Annotated in this window: 24 protein-coding genes and 1 pseudogene; 1 reads left to right on the forward strand and 24 read right to left on the reverse strand. The window is 38.4% G+C overall.

Translation table 11 applies throughout. From position 1 onward, the window contains the following. Positions 1 to 6: 6 nt before the first annotated feature. From WDC_RS01760 to parE, 10 genes are all read right to left on the reverse strand, one after another. Positions 7 to 381, reverse strand: a complete 375-nt coding sequence (locus WDC_RS01760) for a DUF1634 domain-containing protein (RefSeq protein ID WP_044010097.1) — start codon at positions 379 to 381, stop codon at positions 7 to 9. Beyond that, on the reverse strand, positions 382 to 1,233 hold the full coding sequence (locus WDC_RS01765; protein ID WP_044010098.1) for a sulfite exporter TauE/SafE family protein: 852 nt from the start codon (positions 1,231 to 1,233) through the stop codon (positions 382 to 384). 161 nt (positions 1,234 to 1,394) lie between these two features. After that, entirely contained in the window at positions 1,395 to 1,919 is a 525-nt protein-coding gene (gene msrA, locus WDC_RS01770; RefSeq protein WP_044010099.1) for a peptide-methionine (S)-S-oxide reductase MsrA, read from the reverse strand. Between the two features lie 17 nt (positions 1,920 to 1,936). Continuing rightward, positions 1,937 to 2,380: a peptide-methionine (R)-S-oxide reductase MsrB gene (msrB, locus tag WDC_RS01775; RefSeq protein WP_044010100.1), complete on the reverse strand. Its 444-nt coding sequence runs from the start codon at positions 2,378 to 2,380 to the stop codon at positions 1,937 to 1,939. A gap of 30 nt (positions 2,381 to 2,410) precedes the next feature. Continuing rightward, the gene (locus WDC_RS01780) at positions 2,411 to 2,770 is read right to left on the reverse strand and encodes an iron-sulfur cluster biosynthesis family protein (protein WP_044010101.1); all 360 of its coding nucleotides are present in this window, start codon (positions 2,768 to 2,770) and stop codon (positions 2,411 to 2,413) included. Between the two features lie 266 nt (positions 2,771 to 3,036). Further along, entirely contained in the window at positions 3,037 to 4,377 is a 1,341-nt protein-coding gene (locus WDC_RS01785) for an FAD-dependent oxidoreductase (RefSeq protein ID WP_044010102.1), read from the reverse strand. Positions 4,378 to 4,682: 305 nt separating this feature from the next. After that, positions 4,683 to 5,612 (reverse strand): manganese-dependent inorganic pyrophosphatase, encoded by a 930-nt coding sequence (locus WDC_RS01790; RefSeq protein ID WP_044010103.1) that lies wholly within the window; start codon positions 5,610 to 5,612, stop codon positions 4,683 to 4,685. A gap of 6 nt (positions 5,613 to 5,618) precedes the next feature. Next, positions 5,619 to 6,593, reverse strand: coding sequence for a LysR family transcriptional regulator (locus tag WDC_RS01795; protein WP_044010104.1), 975 nt, complete (start codon positions 6,591 to 6,593; stop codon positions 5,619 to 5,621). A 186-nt stretch (positions 6,594 to 6,779) separates the two neighbouring features. Beyond that, on the reverse strand, positions 6,780 to 9,224 hold the full coding sequence (gene parC / locus WDC_RS01800; protein WP_044010105.1) for a DNA topoisomerase IV subunit A: 2,445 nt from the start codon (positions 9,222 to 9,224) through the stop codon (positions 6,780 to 6,782). 23 nt (positions 9,225 to 9,247) lie between these two features. After that, entirely contained in the window at positions 9,248 to 11,326 is a 2,079-nt protein-coding gene (parE, locus tag WDC_RS01805; RefSeq protein WP_044010106.1) for a DNA topoisomerase IV subunit B, read from the reverse strand. A gap of 183 nt (positions 11,327 to 11,509) precedes the next feature. On the opposite strand from parE, the gene plsY reads away from it, so the two are divergent. Further along, positions 11,510 to 12,136, forward strand: a complete 627-nt coding sequence (gene plsY, locus WDC_RS01810; RefSeq protein ID WP_044010107.1) for a glycerol-3-phosphate 1-O-acyltransferase PlsY — start codon at positions 11,510 to 11,512, stop codon at positions 12,134 to 12,136. Between the two features lie 72 nt (positions 12,137 to 12,208). Here the strand turns inward: plsY and WDC_RS01815 are convergent, their stop codons facing one another. The 14 genes and pseudogenes from WDC_RS01815 to WDC_RS09705 all read right to left on the reverse strand — a co-directional run. Further along, positions 12,209 to 13,078: an aldose 1-epimerase family protein gene (locus WDC_RS01815; RefSeq protein WP_044010108.1), complete on the reverse strand. Its 870-nt coding sequence runs from the start codon at positions 13,076 to 13,078 to the stop codon at positions 12,209 to 12,211. Further along, entirely contained in the window at positions 13,065 to 13,997 is a 933-nt protein-coding gene (gene xerC, locus WDC_RS01820) for a tyrosine recombinase XerC (protein WP_044010109.1), read from the reverse strand. The genes WDC_RS01815 and xerC overlap by 14 nt, the downstream gene beginning before the upstream one ends. Before the next feature lie 63 nt (positions 13,998 to 14,060). Further along, on the reverse strand, positions 14,061 to 16,187 hold the full coding sequence (gene topA, locus WDC_RS01825) for a type I DNA topoisomerase (protein ID WP_044010110.1): 2,127 nt from the start codon (positions 16,185 to 16,187) through the stop codon (positions 14,061 to 14,063). Positions 16,188 to 16,270: 83 nt separating this feature from the next. Continuing rightward, entirely contained in the window at positions 16,271 to 17,131 is an 861-nt protein-coding gene (gene dprA / locus WDC_RS01830) for a DNA-processing protein DprA (RefSeq protein ID WP_044010111.1), read from the reverse strand. Positions 17,132 to 17,178: 47 nt separating this feature from the next. Next, on the reverse strand, positions 17,179 to 17,946 hold the full coding sequence (locus WDC_RS01835; protein ID WP_044010112.1) for a ribonuclease HII: 768 nt from the start codon (positions 17,944 to 17,946) through the stop codon (positions 17,179 to 17,181). Then, a complete protein-coding gene (gene ylqF / locus WDC_RS01840) occupies positions 17,939 to 18,811 on the reverse strand; it encodes a ribosome biogenesis GTPase YlqF (RefSeq protein WP_044010113.1) in 873 nt (290 codons plus the stop codon). The genes WDC_RS01835 and ylqF overlap by 8 nt, the downstream gene beginning before the upstream one ends. Positions 18,812 to 19,631: 820 nt before the next feature. Then, the gene (locus WDC_RS09800; RefSeq protein WP_450088767.1) at positions 19,632 to 19,754 is read right to left on the reverse strand and encodes a type II toxin-antitoxin system RelE/ParE family toxin; all 123 of its coding nucleotides are present in this window, start codon (positions 19,752 to 19,754) and stop codon (positions 19,632 to 19,634) included. A 26-nt stretch (positions 19,755 to 19,780) separates the two neighbouring features. Next, positions 19,781 to 20,482, reverse strand: coding sequence for a hypothetical protein (locus WDC_RS01845; protein ID WP_156126979.1), 702 nt, complete (start codon positions 20,480 to 20,482; stop codon positions 19,781 to 19,783). A gap of 47 nt (positions 20,483 to 20,529) precedes the next feature. Next, positions 20,530 to 20,817, reverse strand: coding sequence for a hypothetical protein (locus WDC_RS01850; protein ID WP_044010115.1), 288 nt, complete (start codon positions 20,815 to 20,817; stop codon positions 20,530 to 20,532). Between the two features lie 51 nt (positions 20,818 to 20,868). Continuing rightward, positions 20,869 to 21,144 (reverse strand): hypothetical protein, encoded by a 276-nt coding sequence (locus tag WDC_RS01855; RefSeq protein WP_156126980.1) that lies wholly within the window; start codon positions 21,142 to 21,144, stop codon positions 20,869 to 20,871. Further along, positions 21,134 to 21,505, reverse strand: a complete 372-nt coding sequence (locus WDC_RS01860) for a hypothetical protein (protein ID WP_044010117.1) — start codon at positions 21,503 to 21,505, stop codon at positions 21,134 to 21,136. The genes WDC_RS01855 and WDC_RS01860 overlap by 11 nt, the downstream gene beginning before the upstream one ends. Positions 21,506 to 21,758: 253 nt before the next feature. After that, entirely contained in the window at positions 21,759 to 21,980 is a 222-nt protein-coding gene (locus WDC_RS01865; RefSeq protein ID WP_044010118.1) for a YozE family protein, read from the reverse strand. A gap of 11 nt (positions 21,981 to 21,991) precedes the next feature. Then, complete coding sequence (locus WDC_RS01870; RefSeq protein WP_044010119.1) at positions 21,992 to 22,606, reverse strand: YpmS family protein; 615 nt, start codon at positions 22,604 to 22,606, stop codon at positions 21,992 to 21,994. Between the two features lies 1 nt (position 22,607). Further along, positions 22,608 to 23,045: pseudogene (locus WDC_RS09705) on the reverse strand (SGNH/GDSL hydrolase family protein); the annotation flags it as partial.

Below are 23,045 nucleotides of genomic sequence, written 5' to 3' on the forward strand. Positions count from 1 at the left end.
CTAAAATTAAACGCCAAACATTCCAATCACCATTGCAAAAATCAGAATGATTAACACTAGGGTTGTGATCCAGACATACATTTTATCATGAGCAACGTAAAATGCATAAATAGACACAATTACTCGCAAAACGGGAGTTAAAATTAGCAGAAATAAACCAATCATAATAATGGCGTACGATTTTAAGCCAATAGCACCCTGAATTAAGCTGCTGAAGGTTGTCGGGTGAAATGAGCCTGAATAACCAGATTTACCGGTTAATAGCAGCATTAACACACCAATTAACATTACGGCAGCGGCAAGCAGCACACCAACTTGCATTACCTTACCAATTAGTTGTTCAACATTATCCATTTCTGTCTTATTTTGCTGATTCTTCATTTAGAATGTCACCCCGAATCCTTTGAGAAACATCTGTAAGCCCATATAAAATAAAATTGGCACAAAAATAATTCTTAGTACTCGTGGTTGAATTCGTTGCATAATCCGAGTACCGATCGCCGCACCAACTAAAATGCCAAGTGCTAATGGTGCAGCAATTTCAGGTTTGATTGCACCATCAAAAAAATAGACTGTGGCACTTGCAGCGGCAGTAACCCCCATCATCAAATTACTAGTAGCACTAGAAGGCTTCAATGGCATTTTCATAATGGTATCCATTGCAATAACTTTGAAAACACCACTGCCAATGCCTAACAGACCACTGGCCAACCCTGCACCGTACATCATTGCAAAACCACCAGGAACATGGGTTACTTCATAATCATTTTGTGACATCGACACTTTATCGTAGTACGATCCATTTAACTTCAATTTATTAGCCCATTGGTCAGGATGCACAACTATGGTCTGATTTGCTTTTCCCTTTCCCCATAGTTTTTGAATCATGTTGAAACATGAGTACAGTAGAAATAAACCAAAAATAGTCTCTAACCACAATGGATGAATAATTCCCGTCAAAATGGCGCCCGTAATGGCGCCAATTGTGGTGGCTATTTCCAGAAACATTGCTACCCGTAAATTAAGTAAATCGTCACGTAAGTAGGCAATCGTTGCCCCAGAACTAGTCGCAATCACAGCAATAACACTGGCGCCAATGGCATAGCGAATTGGCAAACCGACCATCACAGTTAACACCGGGATCACGATCATTCCGCCACCAATCCCCAGCAAAGAGCCCAGTGTTCCCGAGATAACTCCCAAAAATAGTAATAATAATGCTGTTTCAATCACTCTTTGTCGCCCGCTTCCTCAAAATTTATAATGATTCCATTCTACTTTTTATAGGCAAAAAGTACAAATCGTAATTAAAATAGTTAACAAATAAAAAAACTAATTAACAAATTCAAAGTGAATTTGACAACTAGTTTATTACTTCATTTACATAATATTCATTACTTAGTTTGCCAGTGTTGACTGATAAATTGTTCACGGCCACCACGTTCTTCCATCTCATGACGTAGCGGATTCTTCCGGTAAAAATCCTGATGATAGTCTTCTGCTGGATAAAATGGCTTAGCATCTTCAATTTTAGTGACAATCGGATCATCAAATGGATTATTGTCAATTAAATGCTTCCTTGAGGCAGTTGCCACATTTTTTTGCTCCGCACTATTGACAAAAATAACCGGTCGATAACTGTCGCCACGATCCTGAAATTGACCCATTGCATCAGTTGGATCTGTCTGTCGCCAATATATTTCAACCAACTGCTGATAACTAATTATATCTGGATCAAATGTAATCTCCACAGCTTCAGTATGCCCCGTCGTGTGACTGCAGACTTCCTCATAAGTTGGATTAACCGTATGCCCACCTGTATAACCAGAGATGACCTTTTTAATGCCTGGCTGCGTATCAAATGGCTTGACCATACACCAAAAACATCCACCTGCAAATATTGCTTTTTCTTCTGCCATGTAAGAATCACTCCCACTTATTTGAATAACTGTTTATATTTGCCGTATCCTGCATCTTCTAGTTTATCATATGGAATGAATTTAAGAGCAGCCGAATTAATACAGTATCTAAGACCGCCTTCTTGTATTGGACCATCATCAAAAACATGCCCTAAATGAGATTGAGCTTCTTTACTTTGTACTTCAGTACGGAGCATGCCAAACGACTGATCCGTTTTTTGTGTTAAGTTTTGTTCATTAATTGGTTTGGTAAAAGATGGCCAACCGCAACCCGCATCATATTTATCGGTGGAAGAAAACAACGCTTCACCACTTACAATGTCTACGTAGATTCCTTGGTCATAAAAATCATCGTACTTACCCGTAAAAGCTGGTTCGGTGGCTCCGTGTTGTGTTACGGCAAATTCTTCACGAGTTAATGTTTGTTTTAAGTCTTCTGTACTTTTATTTTGTTTACTCATAAATTTTTGTCTACCCTTTCACTGTCATTGTTAAATGGCTTGCTTACTCAAGTCCAAAACAACAATATTGGAATCAAGTAGCTCCCCTTCACCACTGAGCGGCATCGTTTGAAAGTTTGACTTAAAATCCAACTGCATGTGATCATTCAGATACTGCTTAGAGTATCCCTTGTAATAAATGGTACCAAGTTCAGTTTCAATTGATTCATCGTAATCAGGAATTGCCAATCCTTTATCAACAAAAATTAACTGAAATGCGGTATCCAATGAGCAAACTCCAACGTTTGAAAATGGACCAACACCATCGTCTAAACTAAGTAGTATTTTTGAATTTGGCTGCATGTATTTTGCTAATTTGTCTTTTGCAGCTGCTGTAAATGTTAGTTCCATTAGTCTAATCCTCCAATAAAAGAATTTATAATATGTTGTACACAACCTTTTGTTCATTCCAAATGTAAACTGATTCGGGTCGTTATGCAACTAAATTGCTCAAAAGAGCAGAAAAATGGACGACCAAATTACGGTCATGGGGCCTAAATAAAGGGAATGATGCGAAGTTCGTATCATTCCCTTTATTTAGCCAAACGCTGTAAACTGTTTATTTTCCAACCTTTTATCTATCAAAGATTATCAAAAATATTAATTTTTTAAATCCACTATTTTTCATTTGCTTTTGCCACAGCTGTCATTGCTAATGCATTAACATAGTTTAACGGTTGATCGTAATTTGGCTGGAAGAACATATCAACCATTGATAAATCATCGATAGTCATCTTATTTTGGATTGCAAGTGAAATCACATTGGCCGATTGTGCACAGTCATATTCACTGTAGAATGACCCGCCTAAGACAACTCTAGTTTGAGGATCCCATACTAGCTTCATTAAAATTGGTGTGGTAGACAACATGAACTCTGGACGGTAGTCCTGGTCTAAAACAACACTGTCAACATTGACACCACGCTGTTTTGCACCAGTGACTGTTAGTCCTGATGAGGCTAACGTCTTACCAAATAATGCGACGGCAGATGAAGACTGTGTTCCCAAATATTTAACAGTTGGTTTTTCAATGTTGTGACCAACTAGGATTCCTTGGCGAACGGCATTTGTTGCTAGTGGAATATAGTCATCTTTACCAGTTGGATTATAGTGTACAACCGAAGAATCACCAGCTGCAAAAATATCAGGATCAGATGTTTGCATGTAAGCATCAGTAACAATTGCACCGTTTTCGAGCATCTTTACTTTACCCTTCAACAACTCTGTTCGTGGTCGAAAGCCAGCACACAAAACAGCTAAATCTGCTGGATAACTATTATTTGTGGTAGTAACTGTTACCTGATCATCACCGCTGAATGATTTCACCAATTCACCTAATGCTAATTTAACTCCATGATCGGTATAATCTTTAGCAACTTGATCCGAAATTTCGGTATCAAAATTTTTAGCAAGCACATTTGGTAAACCATCAATTAAAGTAACTTTTTTACCAGCTAAGCTAAATTGTTCAGCTAATTCAGCACCGATGTAACCGGCACCAATTACTACTACAGATTTAGCTTCTGCACCTGCAGCTTTAATTTCTTTCGCATCATTATAGTTTTTACATAATTTTACATTTTTATTATCGATCCCATCAATTGGAGGAATTACTGGAGCTGAGCCAGTTGTTACCACCAACTTATCATAGGAATCATTACTAGTATCGCCTGTAATTAAATTTTTAACGGTTATTGTCTTATTTTCCGTATCAACATTTAATACATCATGTTGCATCTTCATATTGGCACTAAGCTTAGTAAGCGCTTCTGGTGATGAATAAAACATTTTGGCCGGATCTGAAACGTGATCACCAACCCAAAGCGCGATTCCGCATGATAAAAAAGACAAGTTGTCATTGCGCTCATAGACCGTTACATCATAGTCTGGGTGTTCCGTTAACATTTGTTGTGCCGAAAAAGTACCTGCGTGTGTACATCCAATAATAATTACTTTCATCTGTGTCACTCCTATTGTTCAAATTGTCACAATCATGAACTACATTGTTCACGATTTTATTGTACTCTAAATAAGTGAAAAGACAAATAAAAATTTTATCAGTCCAAAGATATTTTACGGTATCCCTGATATATCAGCCGTCGATTCGCTATCACCTGATAGTTGAATTGATATTATTAATCATATTAAATAATTTTTTTAAATAGATATGAGTAAAAAAAACTCCCTAAATGATCGCGCATGATTGAACAAAAAAACCAAAGCGAGTAAAAATACCCACTTTGGTTAGGAACAATAAATCTTACTTATTCAAATGCAGATGTCAATGGAGGCACAACCTGTTTCTTACGTGAAACGACTCCAGGCAAACTCATGCGATTTTGTGCATCAAGTTTCTTGCCAAACGCAGTTTCAACCACATTCTTAGGATCACCAACAACCAGTAATTCAGAATTACTGTCTAAAATATTGGTAGCCAGTAATAAAAATAAATCATAGCCATTGCCACTGTTTTCATTTGTCATTGCTTCTTCTAGTCCAGCCTGGCGCGAGAAAACATCATCCAAATCCACTGTATTGACTTGGCCAATACGAACCTTCTTACCACCAAGATCAAATGATTTAGCATCGCCATCAACTAAGTCTAGATCTGACTTACTAGCAAGGTCAGTTCCTGCTTTGAGCATATCAAGACCATAACTATCAACGTCAATATCAGCAATTTGTGCTAGTGCCCGTAGTGCTTCACGGTCTTCATCAGTAGTTGTTGGTGATTTTAATAGCAACGTATCAGAAACAATTGCCGACAACATTAACCCAGCAAGTTGAGCAGGAATATCGATTTTATTATCAGCAAACATCCGAGTTAAAATTGTGCTGGTACAACCAACTGGTCGTGCTGTATACCAAAGTGGTTGTGCTGTTTGAAAATTGGCAATTCGATGATGATCCACCACATGAGTTACAGTAACATCGCTCAAATCACTCACACTTTGCTGTGCTTCATTGTGGTCCACCAACATAACTTCTTTAACTTCATTAGCAGCCGTCTTGATTACTCGTGGGGCTGGCTCACCAAAGTGATTCAATACATAATTGGTTTCTGCATTAGGCTCACCTAAAGCAACAGCCTCAGTATCGAAACCCAGTTGATTTTGAAGATATGAAAATGCCTTAGCAGCGACAATTGCATCTGTATCTGGACTTTGGTGACCGAAAACTAATTCCTTACTCATAATTAATTACTCCTCCTTGTTTTTTCCCGCAACGATATCATCTAATCGTTGATAATAATCCTTTTCCGTTAAATATGCTTCAAACTGCTCTAAGAATTGAGCAATTCGTGGAATTTGATCCTTTGCATTACGATAAACGAATGACAAATCAAATTTAATTTGTGGATCAAATGTAGCCGTTAAAATTTCATCACGATCAGGACGTGACATTACGTAACTCTTTGGTAGTGCTGAATAGGTATTGGTTGCCTTCATGAACCGATAAATTTGTCCGGGCTGTGTAAAGCGAGCCACAATATTAGGCTGGTCGATCATTTGATTTTTGTATTCTTCGTTAACCATTTGATCGAGGTAGTACCCAACTGGATAAGTGACCCACGGGCAATCTAGGGCTTTCTTTGGCTTAATACGTTTTCGACTAGCTAACTCATTGTTATGATGGATAAATAATAAGTCTTCACTCATAATCTTCTTGGAATCGTATGGCTTCCAATTTTTAATGCTATTATCTGGCAAATACATGATGGCCGAATCAATCTCGTTATTTTCCAAGCCGTCCCAAATTTCTTTTCTCGTCAGCATGTGGAATGTGATGTGAATGTCAGGATTTTCCTCATAATATTTTACCGCAAATGCTTCTAACACCTGTGTCTCAATTGAAGCTAAAATACCAAGATGAATTTCACCATGATTAGCACTGGTCGTTTGTTGAATTTCATCGGTTGCTTCATTCAACAAATCATAAATATTATGTGTCGTATGCAACATTGTATAACCAGCATCAGATAATCTCAGCTTTTTACCCACCGAGTAAAACAATGGTGCTCCAACAGTACGTTCCAGCTTTTTAATTTGTTGCGTCAACGCTGGCTGCGTAATTCCTAGAATCTGTGCCGCCTGGGTATAATTCATGGTTTCAGTTAATTGTAAAAAATATGTGAGCGTTTTGGATGAAAAAATACTTTCTTGTTTTGATTTCATACGGTGGTTTCCTTTCGATTGTTAGTGTATTATTTATAACTTTTCATTCTTATAACTATTATAATGAAATAATGGTTAATTTTCAAAAGATTAGTTTTTAATAATCGACTTTATTATTCTACTACTTCCCACCCCAAAAAAGATCGAAAAAAATGTATTTATTTTTTGATGATTATATTAAGTTTTTTATACAACCAGTTCAATTGATTTAGCTCTTAATGTGACCGGAGTCCCCTGACTATCAACATCCAAGACAAAGGAACCGTTTGAGTACCGGGATCCTAATGGGTGATCCATGGCAAGCACCTCTTGGGTAATTGGACGATCAGTTATGATCTCAAACGCCCCAGCAAAATCATTCGGATAATTAATAAAGTCAGCAACCCGATGTGGGTTAACCTTCAATTCTCGTAAAATCAAAACACCTTTTCGTGCCCGAGAAGTTGTCGGAATTTCAGCTACCTTAATCTCTTTAAATGCACCACGGCTGGTAACAATGGCAACGTTATCCTTTTCCTGTACCAGTGCCACGTTCACCACTTGATCGCCATCTCGTAATCCCATTGATTTTACCCCAGCTGTCCGTGCTCCATTAACTGGCACTTCAGCTAGATCAAAGCGCAACGCCAACCCATTTACACTCATCAACAACACCGTTCCTAACGAAGCTGGTGCGACATAAATTACGTTAACGACCCGCGATTGCGCTGTTTTTAATTTAATATAAATACTTGGATGTTTCTTATATGTGCGACCCGGTAAATAATCTTTGAAAGCTGTTTGCTTGATGTAGCCATCATCGGTTGCAACTAAAAAGTTACCAGCTTCTTTAAGCGAATCAAATGTTAATGCCTTGATAATTTGTTCATCATTATCTAAACCAATCGACTGTGAAATATGCTCCCCAGTATCCTTCCAGCGGTCATCAGTTAACTCATGTACTGGTCGGTAGATTAAGTGCCCTTTGTTAGTGAACAAAAATAAATGTGATAGCGTACTAGCCTTAGTTAGTAAAATTGGATAATCATCCTCTTTTAAGCCATTATCGTCACTACCAGAGGCATTATACGAGCGAATACTACTGCGCTTGATATAGCCATCATGTGACACTAACACAATTACATCCTCATCGGGGACTAATACTTTAGTATCAATTTTTAATTCTTCAACCTGGGCCTGAACGGCCGTTTTACGAGCATTGCCAAACTTCTTTTTTACTTGTGTCAGTTCTTTTTTGATGACACCAGCTAATTTAGTTTTACTCCCTAAAATAGCCTTAAAGCCACTAATTGATTTTTCTAATGCTGCTTGTTCACTTTCCAATTCAGTTACATCAGTATTCGTCAACCGATATAGTTGCAATGTCACAATTGCTTCGGCTTGCTTGTCAGAAAAATCAAACTCGGTAATTAAATTTTGTTTGGCATCTTTTCGATTTTGACTACTTCGAATACTTGCAATTACTTGATCCAAAATTGACAACGCCTTAATAAGGCCAGCAACGATAGGCAATCGTTCTTGTGCTTTATTTAAATCAAACTGAGTTCGTTTAGTAATAATTTCAGTTTGAAAATCCAAATACGCAGTCAAAAATCGTTTCAAACCAACTTGCACTGGTCGTTTATTATCGATGGCCACCATATTAAAATTATAGTTGATTTGTAGATCTGAATTTTTAAATAAGTAGTTCAAAATTCCTTGAGCATTGGCCTCTCGTTTCAATTCAACCGCGATCGATAGCCCATTTCTGTCAGATTCATCACGGACTTCTGCAATTCCTTCAATTTTTTTCATAATGCGCATTTCATCGATTCGCTTAACGAGCTGCGCCTTATTTACCTCGTACGGAATTTCAGTGACATTGATTTGTGATTTGCCACCCTTTAATTCAATAATGTTAGTTTTGGAACGCACAATCATGCGGCCACGGCCCGTCTCATAGGCTTTTTTAACACCATCAATTCCCTGAATAATTCCACCTGTTGGAAAGTCGGGCGCTGGAATAAATTCCATCAATTCAGCCAGTGTTGCATCTGGATGATCAAGTAAATAAATCAAGCCATCAATGACTTCACTGAGATTGTGTGGTGGAATGTCTGTTGCATAACCAGCAGATATTCCAGTTGCCCCATTAACCAATAAATTAGGAATCTTAGCTGGCAGGACAGTTGGCTCATTTTCTGTATCATCAAAATTAAGTACCATTTCAACAGTATTTTTGTCGATATCTTGCAACATTAAGCCTGAAATCTCGCTTAATCGCGCTTCAGTATAACGCATGGCGGCCGGTGGATCACCATCCATCGAACCATTGTTACCGTGCATTTCAATCAATGGTGCTCGTAATTTCCAATCCTGACTCATCCGGACTAAGGCTTCATAAATCGAACTGTCACCGTGGGGGTGAAAATTACCCATAACGTTACCGACAGATTTGGCGGACTTGCGAAACCCCTTATCGAACGTGTTGCCATCTTTATTCATTGCAAATAAGATTCGCCGTTGAACTGGTTTTAATCCGTCTCTAATATCTGGCAAAGCACGTTCTTGAATAATTGATTTTGAATAGCGACCAAAGCGATCACCCATGACCTCTTCTAATGTTAGTTCCTGGATTTTTGTTTCACTCACTGATGGTTCACACTCCTTCAAAATTATTCATTAAATAAATCTAACTGTTCTTCGCTGTTATCCCAGGTACTGATTGTGGGTGTCTTAGAATTATTTGTAGCAGGCTCGGGCTGATTTGCTTGTTTCTGTTCATTTTTTGTATCTTGCGTGTCGCGATTCTCCAAGATACTGCCCTCTTCTTCTAAGGTAAATTTAACATTTTGTTCAATCCATTTTCGTCGTGGCTCCACCTTGTCACCCATTAGTGTGGTCACACGTCGTTCTGCTAGTGAGGCATCTTCAATCCGCACCTGAATCAACGTTCTCGTTTCAGGATCCATGGTTGTTTCCCACAACTGATCTGCATTCATTTCTCCAAGACCTTTGAATCGTTGCAAACTAGCACCCTTACCAAACTTCTTTGAAACTTTAGTTAATTCATCATCTGTCCAGGCATAGCTGATTTTAGTTTTAGCGCCTGCCCCGCGCTGTAATTTATACAGTGGTGGTAGCGCAATATAAATTTTACCAGCTTCAATCATTGGCCGCATGTATTTATAGAAAAATGTCAACAGTAAAATCTGGATATGCGCACCATCATCATCAGCATCGGTCATGATAATTACCTTATCGTAATTAGAATCGGCCACATTAAATTCTGTGCCAACTCCCGCACCAATTGTATAAATCATAGTGTTCAATTCTTCATTTTTTAAAACGTCGGGTAATTTAGCTTTTTCAGTGTTTAACACTTTGCCTCGTAAGGGCAAAATGGCTTGGAATTTTCGATCTCGCCCTTGCTTGGCAGAACCACCAGCAGAATCCCCTTCAACTAAAAACAATTCATTTTTCTTAGCATTCTTAGATTGAGCTGGAGTTAATTTACCTGATAAGAGCCGTTCTTGTTTGCCTTTTTTCTTGCCAGTTCTGGTTTGGTCGCGCGCTTTACGAGCTGCTTCACGTGCCTCACGGGCCTTTAAGGACTTGCGAATTAGCATTTGTGCAAATTCGCCGTTTTCCATTAATACATACCCTAATTGTTCTGTAACAATTGAATCCACAATTTTACGAGCTTCTGGTGTGCCTAGTTTCTCTTTTGTTTGTCCTTCAAATTGTAATATTTTCTCGGGAATGCGCACTGAAATAATAGCCGATAGTCCTTCACGGACGTCGCTACCTTCCAAATTGCGATCCTTTTCTTTTAGCAAGCCGACCTTGCGAGCATACTCATTGAATGATTTAGTCCATGCACTACGCATACCAGCTTCATGCGTCCCTCCATCCGGTGTACGCACGTTATTAACAAATGAGAGGATATTCTCAGAATAGCCGTCGTTATATTGCGCAGCAACTTCAACTTCAATACCTTCTTTGGTTCCATCAAAGTATAAAATATCGCCCAGCGTATCTTTATCTTCGTTCAGATATGCGGCAAATTCCTTAATGCCATCATCAAACTTGAAAATATCTTCTTGCTCTTGTCCGGCACGTTTGTCCGTCAACGTAATTTTAACGCCTTTCAGCAAAAATGCGGACTCGCGTAATCGTTCAGCCAGCGTTTGATAATTGTACACAATAGTTGAAAAAATAGTTGCATCAGGTTTAAACGTCACCCGAGTGCCATCATGGTCCTTTGTCTTGCCAATTTTTTCTAGTGTGCCAACTGGATGACCACCATTTTCAAATTTTTCTTGGTATTTTTTGCCATCGCGGACAACTGTTAAAGTTAAATGATCAGACAAAGCATTGACAACGGATGCACCAACTCCATGCAATCCCCCTGATGTTTTATAGCCATCGGCTTGACCAAATTTTCCACCAGCATGTAGAACAGTCATGATAACCTCTGGTGTTGGAACACCAGACGAATGCATTCCGACGGGCATACCCCGACCATGATCTTGTACAGTGATCGCATTGTCTGCTTCAATGACAACATTAATTTCGTCACCAAAACCAGACAAAGCCTCATCAACAGCATTGTCAACAATTTCATAAACTAAATGATGCAGTCCACGGGTATCCGTTGAACCGATATACATTCCTGGTCGTTTTCTGACAGCTTCCAATCCCTCAAGGACTTGAATTGAAGAATCATCATAATTTTGTTTCTTATTTGCCACCACCAAAACTCCTTTTAACTAATTAAAAATTGATTATTGTTCACGCCATAAGTCATATCCTATCAATGATACCTTAAAATTTGGCGAATGAAAAGCAATTTCCGACTTTGCGGTCAAGCGAGAGATTTTAATTATCAGCTAAACATGCTATGATAAATTAGATTAATTTTCAAGGAGAATACTATGCAAATTATATTAATGATCGTGATCGCCTATCTCCTCGGTTCAATTCCCTCAGGTGTCTGGATTGGTCAAATTTTCTTTCACCAAGATATCCGCTTAGCTGGTAGTGGCAATATTGGTACCACAAATACTTTTCGTGTTCTGGGTACTAAAGCTGGAATAGTGGTGTTAGCCATGGATATTCTCAAAGGAACGCTTGCTGCCAGTCAACCTTATCTGTTTGGCGTCAATGGTGTTAACCCACTAATTATTGGACTATTTGCCTCGCTAGGTCATACATTTTCTATTTTTGATCATTTCCACGGTGGCAAGGCCGTCGCCACCAGTGCTGGGATCTTACTAGCTTATAACCCCATCTTATTTTTAATTGCTAGTAGTATTTTTGTTGCCGGTCTTTTATTGTCTAGCATGGCCAGCGTTGCCAGTATTTTAGGCATTACATTAACCACCATCATTGCGTTATTACTGCATGATTGGATTTTAAGTATCATCGCTGGTTTGCTATCAGTTATTGTTATTTGGCGTCATTTAGGCAATATCAAGCGAATTTTCAACGGTACTGAGTCAATGGTTTCTTTTGGCTTAGGTCATTTCTTAAAAAACAAAAATAACACTCTTACGCTTTAATAAAAGTTCCAATTAACTAATTACAGGCCTAATGTAATAAAGTTAATTGGAACTTTTTTGTGTAATTTAGTTTTAAAACGGCTGAATTGAAAAGCCTGCATGCCATGTGTCGCCGGCTGGTAAATGTTTAATCGCCATTTTATGATCAAGTTGTTGATCAGCGTCCAACCGATCAGCGATCCCCCACCAAGGCTCGATACATACTAATGGTGCTTGTTGTGGATATGGCGACCAAATACCTACAAATGGAGCACCTTCAATTTTAACTGTGAGACCCCGCTTGCTATTTTCTTGTGCCAATGTTAACTCGACTGGCTGGTTATTCAACGCTAAAATAATGGCATCATGGCTAAACAAGTCGTGGCTTAATTTTAGTGGTTGTTGCAAATCTAATCGTCGCGGATTACCGCTATCATTATATGGGCCCACTAACGGAATTTGCTGGTATTGTTTGTTTGGCTTAACTGTCACTTTGGTTTGATTAAACTGACTGTTAGCAACGTTGAAACCAGGGTGTGCTCCCAGAGCGAATAATAAGGGCTCCTGATCTGACGGGTTGGTGACTTGATAATTAACGTGCAGTCCCTGTTCATCTAGTAAATATGTAACGTTTAGCCTAAATTTAAATGGGTACACATTCAACGTTTCTCTGCTTGAATTCAATTCAAACTCGACCATGTTGTCAGTTTGATTGATCACCGTAAATTCTTTTTCACGCGCAAAGCCATGTTGAGTTTGTTGAAATGTCTGTCCTTGATACTTATATTGATCATCTTTTAAGCGGCCAACAAATGGAAATAAAATCGGTGCCTGATAGTGCCAGTACTGAGGAGCACCCTGCCAGAGATATTCAAACTTTGTTGCTAGATTCATTAAGCTCGTCAATTGAGCTCCTAGTTCACTAATTGTTGCCTGGTAATTATTAAATTCAATTTTTATCATTGTTGTCCTCCTTTTCTTTGGCGCGAGGAAAATATTTTTGATAATCAGATTGTAAATGTTCCCGTGTGACATGTGTATAAATTTGGGTCGTGGATAGACTAGCGTGGCCAAGTAATTCTTGCACGGTTCGTAAATCAGCACCATTATTCAATAAATGAGTTGCAAACGTATGGCGTAACATGTGGGGATGAATTTTGGCAGTCAAACTACTTTTTTTAATAATCTGATTCAAAATATACTCAATTCCGGTGGTGGTAATTTGATCACCGTAGTGGTTAATAAAGACAAAATCATGGTCTTTATGATATTTGTTCATTATCAGACTGCGACAATCCGTAAAGTAGGTTTGTAAAGCTTGTTTAGCATAATTACCAAAAGGAACATAGCGTTCTTTATCACCTTTACCTCGAATCAGCATCATTTGCACGTCAAAATCAATTTGGCCAAGGGTTAAATTAGCACATTCACTGACCCGAATTCCAGTTGCATACAGCACTTCCAATAGTGCAGAATTACGCAAATCAAGCATCGTGCCTTTTCCCTTCGCAGCTTCAAATAAAATTGTCATTTCTCGCTCATAAAAAAAACGCGGTAAATGATTTTGATGTTTTTTTAACACAACATTGGCAAATGGGTTACTTGTGACTAAGTCGTTTTTGGCCAAGAAATTAAAAAACGAGCGTAGACTGGAAGTCTTTCGCGCGATGGAGGTTCGTTGGTAGTGCTGATCAGCTAAGGAAGTCAAATAAACCTGAACATCGAGGCGGTCAACCGTCTTCCATTCTTTCATGCCACCATTATCAGCTAAAAATTGCTTAAATTCTGCTAGATCTTCGGTGTAGGCTGTCACCGTATCATCAGAATATTGGCGCTCAACCTTTAAATATTGTAAAAAAAGTTGTACTAAATCTTGTTTCATAAAAAGCCTCCATAGCTGACCTTAGCAGACTATGGGGGCAATTTCAATTATTAACTTAATAGTTTATTTTTGTAACGCTTCCTCGTAGTCGCCATTCGGGCAAAGAACCTGTTTGCCGCCTTTGACCTTCTTTTCAACTAAGAAGTGACCATCTTTGGGACAATCACGGCCAATTGGCTTATCCCAGGAAACAAAATCACATTCAGGGAAGCACGAGCAGCCATAGAAAACACGATTACGTTTAGACTTACGCTCCACTACGTTACCTTGATGACACTTGGGACAAGTAACACCAATTTCTTTAACAATTGCCTTTGTGTTGCGACAATCTGGAAAACGAGAGCAGGCAAAGAACTTACCATAGCGACCCATTTTTATGACCATCGGTGCACCACAAATCTCACAATTACTACCGGCAAGCTCGTCTTTCATTTCTATCTTTTCGACTTCTTCTTCCGCATGTTCAACTTCTTTAGAAAATGGTCGATAGAATGAATCAACTACTTTAACCCAATCTTGACTACCTGTTTCAATGCTATCAAGCTCACCTTCAACCTGGGCTGTAAATTTAACATTCACGATGTCTGGGAACTGTTCATGAATAATCGTATTAACAATTTCACCAAGTTCTGTGGGTTCGAACCGGCGTGATACTAATTTAACATAGTACCGCCGTTGGATAGTATCTAGTGTTGGTGCATAAGTGGACGGACGACCAACGCCATTTTCTTCCAATGCCTTAATTAAATTAGCTTCGGAATAACGTGCCGGTGGCTGAGTGAAATGCTGACTCGGATCAGTTTTGGCTAATTTAACTTTGTCGCCCTCATTCAAGTCTGGCAAGATATTATCTTTTTGGTCACCGTTATTATAAATTTTCGTAAAACCGGCGAATTTAGTTTGTGAACCGTTAGCACGAAAATCAACGTCACTTTGCGATATGGTAACCGCCATCGTATCTTGAATTTCTGGTGTCATTTGGCTAGCCATAAAACGTGACCAGATTAAATTATACAATTTATACTGATCATTATTTAAATATTGCTTCATTTCAGCAGGCGTCCGATAAACAGAAGTCGGTCGAATCGCCTCATGGGCATCCTGTGCTCCTTCTGGCAGTTTGCCTTTAATCGGCTTTGTTGCTGCATATTTTGCTCCGTACTTTTCGTGAATGAATTTCGAAGCTTCATGCTTAGCGATTGATGAAATACGCGTCGAATCAGTTCGCATATAAGTGATTAGTCCAACTGCACCACCCTTACCAATATTTATTCCCTCATACAAATGCTGTGCAGCCATCATTGTTTTTCTGGTTCTGAAGTTTAATTTACGGTTCGCATCTTGTTGCATGGTGGAAGTCGTAAATGGCGGTTGCGGTGATCGTTTGCGTTGCTTTTTAACTACCTTTGTAATTAAAAAATCACCTTTTCGATCAAGTTGGCCCAAAATCTTTTGAACAGCATCATTATCTGCTAGATCTTGTTTCTTACCGTTGATCCCATAAAAAGACGCCGCAAATTTAGTCCGGTTTTTCTTGAATTCAGATTCAATTGTCCAATACTCTTGCGGTTCAAATGCGCGAATTTGATTCTCACGTTCAATAATCAAGCTTAGTGCAACAGACTGTACTCGCCCTGCACTGAGGCCCTTCTTAACTTTCTTCCACAAAATAGGACTGATTGAATAGCCAACTAACCGGTCCAAAATTCGCCGAGCTTGTTGTGCATCAACTAAATCCATATCAATATTTCTTGGTTCCTTGAACGCCTCTTTAACTGCATCTTTAGTAATCTCATTAAAAGTAACTCGATTTTTGCCATTTTCGTCAAGTTTCAATATATTTGAAACGTGCCAAGCAATTGCTTCGCCTTCACGATCGGGATCAGATGCCAAATATACTTCTTTAGCATTTTTAGCATCTTTGCGTAATTCCTTGATGACATCGCCTTTACCACGGATTGAAATGTAATCGGGTTGATAGTTATTATCAATGTCAACACCCATTCGACTTTTTGGTAAATCCCGAATGTGACCAATGCTGGCAACTACTTTATAACTGCGGCCCAGATACTTCTCAATTGTTTTTGCTTTTGAAGGGGATTCCACAATCACTAGTTTTTTCTTTATTTTTGATTTAGCCCGCTTTTTGGGCTTTTTACTTGCTGTTGCTTTTGCGCTTTTTACAGCCATTTTTAAACTCCTAACATGACAAAGTTTATTCGTATAAAGTTATCGTTAAACTCAAATCATCATATTTCATTAAAAAACGCTTGTCAACTTAAGAACTCTTCTAGAATGTCATTTGCAGCCAAAATGGGCTTCGCTCCTGCGGCAATTAATTGATTACAACCAACTGACATTGGTGCATCAATTCGTCCCGGTATAGCACAGATATTGCGATTTTCTTGCAATGCTAAGCTGGCGGTAATCAAGCTACCACTTTTTTCCCTTGCCTCGACCACCAATAAAGTTTCACTTAAACCCGCAATGATTCGATTACGTTGTGGGAAATGAGAAGGATACGGTTTACTAGATAGTGGAAATTCTGATAATAATAAACCAGATTGTGCCACCTGATTTTGTAATTCACGATGCTCTTTCGGATATACATTATCAATGCCGGTACCAATCACACCAATCGTTGGTCCACCATAACTTAGTGCAATTTGATGACTAATGCCATCAATACCGGCTGCTAAGCCGCTAACAATAGTAATTGGTTTAGTAATCACAAACGGTAACAGAGCCTGCAACATTTGCCGACCATAGCCAGTGTTTTTTCTTGCTCCAACTACACCCAGCATTTGAGTCTTTAGTAATTCAATTCGACCACGGTAAAATAACACGATCGGTGGACAATAGCTTTCTTTTAATTGGATTGGATACTCAGAATCTTCAATTGTGATAAAGCGACATCCATGCCAATGCCGTTTTACCTCATCATTTAACTTGTCCGAATGCCAGTGATCACAAACTGCCTCTCGCTGTGATAACGATAAATGTGCCAATGTGCATATTTCATTGATGTTTGTATTATACATATTATTTGTGAAAACTTGATATAATTGATACTCGCGCACCATACCAATTCCAGGGCATAAATGTAGCTTTAATAAAAATAATTTGGTATTCATTAAAAAATCCTCCTACTTATTATTAAGTACGAAGATCAATGCCTTTTTCATTTAAAGTTCATCACCGGTGTAAACGATTGTCGATGGATTGGTGTCACTCCATACTTTTTTAACCCGGCTATATGTTTGGCAGTACCATATCCCATATTGTGTGCAAAATCATAGCCCGGATAGACTAAATCGTAATCTTGCATTAAATGATCCCGATATTCCTTAGCCACAATACTGGCAGCAGCTACGCTAATACTTTTTTGGTCGCCCTTAATTAACGTTATTTGGGGAATATCACAATCAATTGGCACAGCATCTACAATTAAATGTGACGGCCGGTGATGCAATTCCTGCACTGTTTGGGCCATTGCTATGCGAGTGGCTTGATAGATATTGTATTTATCGATCACATCATTGTCCTTGACACAGATATTAACCTCCACCGCCTCTTTAATGATTTTTAAATAGAGTTTTTCGCGTTCAGTTGACGATAATTGCTTCGAATCAGTTACTGAAACCAAATCAAACCCATCATCCAAAATAACGGCAGCAGTCACAACGGGACCGGCCAACGGACCGCGGCCAACCTCATCTATTCCGGCAACTAACGACTCACCACGTTGCCACAATTCGTGTTCATACTGAAAACGACGCTCAAATGCTTCAAATTTTTCTTGGTTTAAAGTTAGTTGGCGTTTAAATGACTTAACCGCTTGTTGAACTCCTTTACGTGAGTCAGATTCCATCAGCTGGACAAAAGGATCCTGCAAATCATTAATATTTGCCAACTTAGCTTTGATTTGTGCAACCGTTTGGTTAGTCAATTGACCCTTCTCCTAACACTTCCGCTGGTGTTTCTAGCGTGACTCGACCTAATTTACCTTTGCGCAAATCAAAAATAATTCGCTCACTGGCACGGTCATAGTCGTCTTTAAAACCGAGCTTACTCGTAATTGTTAGTAACACATCTGCGTCTTGATTTTCTGGTGCCAATTGATCGTTTGTTAAATGATACCGTTCTTGCAATATCGACGCGTTGCACTGTCTTAAATGATGAACAGCAAATAGTGCCACATCGTCTTTGGGATATAAACTATCTTTAATCGCACCGGTTAACGCTAGTTTGACACCAGTAGTTTGGTCCTCAAATTTCGGCCATAAAATGCCGGGGGTATCTAACAATTCTAGCTCTGCAGATGATCGCAACCATTGTTGGCCAGTTGTAACACCAGGGCGATTGCCAGTTAGAGCCATATTACGGCTAACCAAGTGGTTTAATAGCGTCGATTTACCAACGTTGGGAACTCCAACACACATCGCCTTGATTGCAGTTTCTTTCATTCCCTTGTCGATACTCTTGCTCAATTGTTCACTGAGAATTGATTGACTGGTCTTAATTACCTTATTGCGAACCTTATTGTCTCGCGAATCAAGGGCTAAAACTGGTTGATGTTGCTGCTCAAAAAATCTTAACCATTGAGAGATAATTTGAGGATCGGCCAAGTCCATTTTAGTCATAATTAATAAATGCGGCTTTTGCCCCATTGCTTTTTTTACTTCTGGATTTTGAGATGAATATGGTATTCGCGCATCAATTAGTTCAAACACAATATCAACTAACGACATTTGTTCCCTAATTTGACGCAAAGCCTTGGCCATATGACCCGGAAACCATTGAATTGTTGCCATGTAATGTAGCTCCTTTCGTCTAAAAAGTTCAGGTTCTTAAAGCTTTTTTTCGTAAATTGAATCAAATTATTTTAATCGCTCAATAAAATTAGTCACTTTACTAATCCATTTCAAAATAAATATTTTACCTTTTCAAGTTAAAAAGGAAAATAAAAAGTAGCACTTTTATATTAACATCAATTTTCACGATTTGTCTGCTTATTTTAGAGAGTAATAATTTTGAATTTTATCTTAAATTGCAAATGGTCAGCATTTCAGTCTATCCTATAATGTGGCTGATCTAATTTGCAATGCGAGACACAATGTCCAAGCGATTAACAGAAAGTTAAGTAAACATAACAAATTTATTAGAGTTGGTCCGAAATAACTAGCACTTTTTTCCGTTACTTGCAATCAGATTGAAGAAAATAACTCCAACATGTATCGAACTAAAAAGCTGTGGCCTAATTTCGAGTTACGAAATTAGGTCACAGCCCGAACAGATAATACTAAATACAATTAATCCTTTTTTTCCTAAAAGTAACCTGTAACTTTTTACCCATCACGTGAGCAACATCTTGAAGCTTGTTAAACGACACATTATCTCCCCATTCAATTTTAATAATGATTGCTTGTGTCGTTTTGACTTTTTCGGCTAATTTTGCTTGCTTTAGTCCCGCATACTCACTAGCATGATTAAAGCAACAGTGGTCGCTAGTCTTTCTTCTTCAGCGTCTTACAGTTTATTGAACTCTGCAGTCTTTCGTTCTTGTTTAATCATCTCATCGATTTTCATTACCGTACCACTCTTTTTTTAATTCCTGAGCATGCTGAATTTGTGCTAATGGTGGTTTGTCTTTTTTTTGGTAAATTCGTGTGTCCTTACATACCGTGTATCCTCAACATGAAAATAAATAGCTCGCTGGATATTTGAACCAACCTTATTACGCAGTTCAAAGACCACATATTAATATTTTTTTGTCTCACTTATCAACTATTCATCATTGAATTCAATCGCCGGTCATGTAACCACTCTTCGAAAACTGACTTAGGACAGTTTTTATTCATTGACAAACGAGAAACCACTGGTGGCCACTTTGCTTTATTTTCATTTTTTAAATCAGCTAGTATTTCAAGTATCACATCTTTAGTAATACCAGGATTATTTAAAATTTCCTCAACAAACATCGTGTCTTGAGGATAGCCTCTTACCAATTCAACCCTAGCCATGGAATCCAAGTTTGGATTATCTTCCAATGCTATTAGTGCATCTTGCGTATACAACTCGGGAGCTTGTACCATGTTTTGGATTTTGTTGTCTGACAGATATTGATTCCGTAATGCTTCATACACAAATTGAGGATCATCCTGCAATCGAACTAATACTTGACCATCAATGATCGCACTAAGCAAGTCCACATCATTTGTTGCCTGAATTGCTTTAATTGCATCTTCATCACTTAACGTCTCAAGATAATCATAAGTTTTAAGCGAATCCCACTCCCGTTTCCTGTCCTGACGTTCAATATCCTCATATTCTTTAAAGCGGTCTGCTCTAATCTGATCAGCTACAGATTGAGCTATTTCCCATGCATCATAATGTTTCATGTGACTGCCGTATGGACACTGGCCCTCTTTTGCTGGACAAAATCCCGGCACCCCAGTATATGGATTAATATGATATGTTGCCAAAATACCCACTTCCCCTCTAATTGATGCTTAATTCCAGTGACTGCCAGCTATCTTTCTCTTACAGAATAAATAAAGTCACCATAATTTTGACCTCGTTTTCGAAACTCCTGCGATAAATACAGCGCCACCAAGGTTCGATGAGCACTTTTACCAAGATAATGCAGCTGCGCATTATGACTATTATCAAACCACCGCTGCAGATTGTCATTGGCTGCAGGAGACAATTCATCAATCTCAGTATATGTAAATCTGTTGACTGAATTGATTCTATTAATAATAATGCCATCAGAGACCGTACAATCATCGAATAATGCTAATAATTCAGCATTATTCATGTCACCTAACGCATCAATGAGCTCATCATCGTCGTCTGTGACAATAATAGGCTATGACAACAGTTTGCGAGTATTTAGAATATTAGCCCAATAATTGAATTCTTTACGTACCGACTGCTTATACTCAACTAATTGGTCAGGTGTCATCTGATACCCATTTTGGCGATCTGCTTCAATCCTGCGTAATTCTGGTGCTTTATCGTCGAGTTCCTCCCACGTGTTCGCCGCAGCACGGTATGCACTTCCATTGCCAAAAAAATGAAATCCGTTCTTAAGGTTTCTGGCACTAGCTTCCCGATACAACTCGGGTGGCAAACTATGAGGCAAATCTAGCCTGTAGCATCAGGACACAATTATTAATAGCATTCTCACGAAACTCGTAGTCTCGTTTACTTAAACTGGTAGCTCCTGCATTTTCAAGTGCAACCTTAAGTACTGAACATATTAATTCAATTGGGGCAGACGAAACAGTGATTTCACCATCCAGATCTTGAAGCCCAGTAAACGGTTGACCACTTTTAAGCTGATTGATCAAATTTGGAGATGCATCGACATTATTGTATTTTTCTTGATACTTGTAAAACAAGTCTGTAGAAAAGTCTGCATGCCTGCTGGGCCCATAAGGACAGGCTTTTACTTTGGATCGACATGGAAAAACTTTACCGTCATAGTTGATATGAAAACTCATATTTTTCACTCCTAAAATGTCGCTCTTATTTTTTCTCAAGAAATAAAATTCTTGAGATCATATTGTCGAAAAAATTAAAATGGCAACACGCTCTACACCTGAAAATTATATCATATAATAACCAATACTTATTCTAAAATTAGATTCTAATATCATGTTAAAAAGCAAAAAGACCATGTCTGGGAGGACATGGCCTTTTTAAATAAACTAACAATTTATTGCAAAATAGAATCTCAATTTTCAATAAATATTTCTAAGTCATTTTGGCTAAATATCGCTGCCAAGCGGCATCAAAGATAGTCATAGATGGTAAATACCGCGCATTTTCTTCGAGATACTTTGAAATCACATCAAAATCCTGCGATTGTTTTGGAAAAATTTGATCTAGCGCTGCGTTATTAGCAAATTGTGCGATTTCATCTGCACTATCTGGATTACGCTCTGTCATTAAAAATTGATAAAAACTTAAGCGCATATTTTTTCCTCCTAATTTTTAGGTACTGTCACTAAGAACCGGAAATCACCATTTTTTAAGCTGATCTTTTTAGCAGAATACTGCAAATTATGATGTCGACTATACTGATTTAAATCTAATAAAATTGTTTTCTTTTTTTGGTTTAACTCAACCCAAGTGGGCAATTTATACTTATTTTTAATATAACCCATCACGTATGTAATCGGCAAATTTAATCGACCAACAGCCAGTCCTTTGGCCTTCAACAACACATTTCCATTTGCTTGTCGTATGGGAGTGAAGTTAAGGGCAAAATTTATTTTTGTCCCTAAAAATTTTGTTGAGCCAGTAACTGTGGCATACTTCTTGCCAACCATAAAGCCATATTTCGTTTTTTGCCCTTTTTGTAAACGAGCTAGGTAGTTGTCCGCTAATGCATTAACCTGCTGTGAATTTAGATCCACTTCAAAAGATGAATTACTTTCTTTGATCGGCTGACTAACAGTCTGCTTTTCTACAGGAGCGGTAACTTGAGTGTATAAATAAATACCACCACCAATTAATATGATGATTACAGCCGCGAATGCCCATTTCCATATATTCCGTTCTCTTTGCTTAGCTTTAGTGTTCTTCCTTGAAACTGGCATACTACTTTCCCTTCTCCAACCAACTTTGATGAGTTTGCATTACTTTGAATAACGAATCGGTCATTTTTTCATAACCCTTGTGATTCGGATGAAAATTATCGGCAGTCGAGATATATTCGTTCAAATTATGATCCTTTTCGCTCATAATTTGCGTGACTTCTGCTTGACTGACACTTGAGTTATTAGCAGCTTTAGCCTGCTTAACTAACTTTTGCTGCTGCGCTTTGGTTGTATATTGCCCGTGTGACATTAAATTATTCACATTCACAAAGTAAGCCGGTCCATAACCAGACAAAGCTTGTTTAGTGTCCTGATTCCAATTGGACACTGCCGTGGTAATGGAACTCATATTAGCAAAATAGACATAAAATGGATTATACACACTAAACAAAAAAATAGGTGCGTTAGTATTGTACTTACGCACATTACTGAATAATTT

It is taken from the genome of Paucilactobacillus wasatchensis, from assembly GCF_000876205.1.
Lineage (GTDB): Bacteria > Bacillota > Bacilli > Lactobacillales > Lactobacillaceae > Paucilactobacillus > Paucilactobacillus wasatchensis.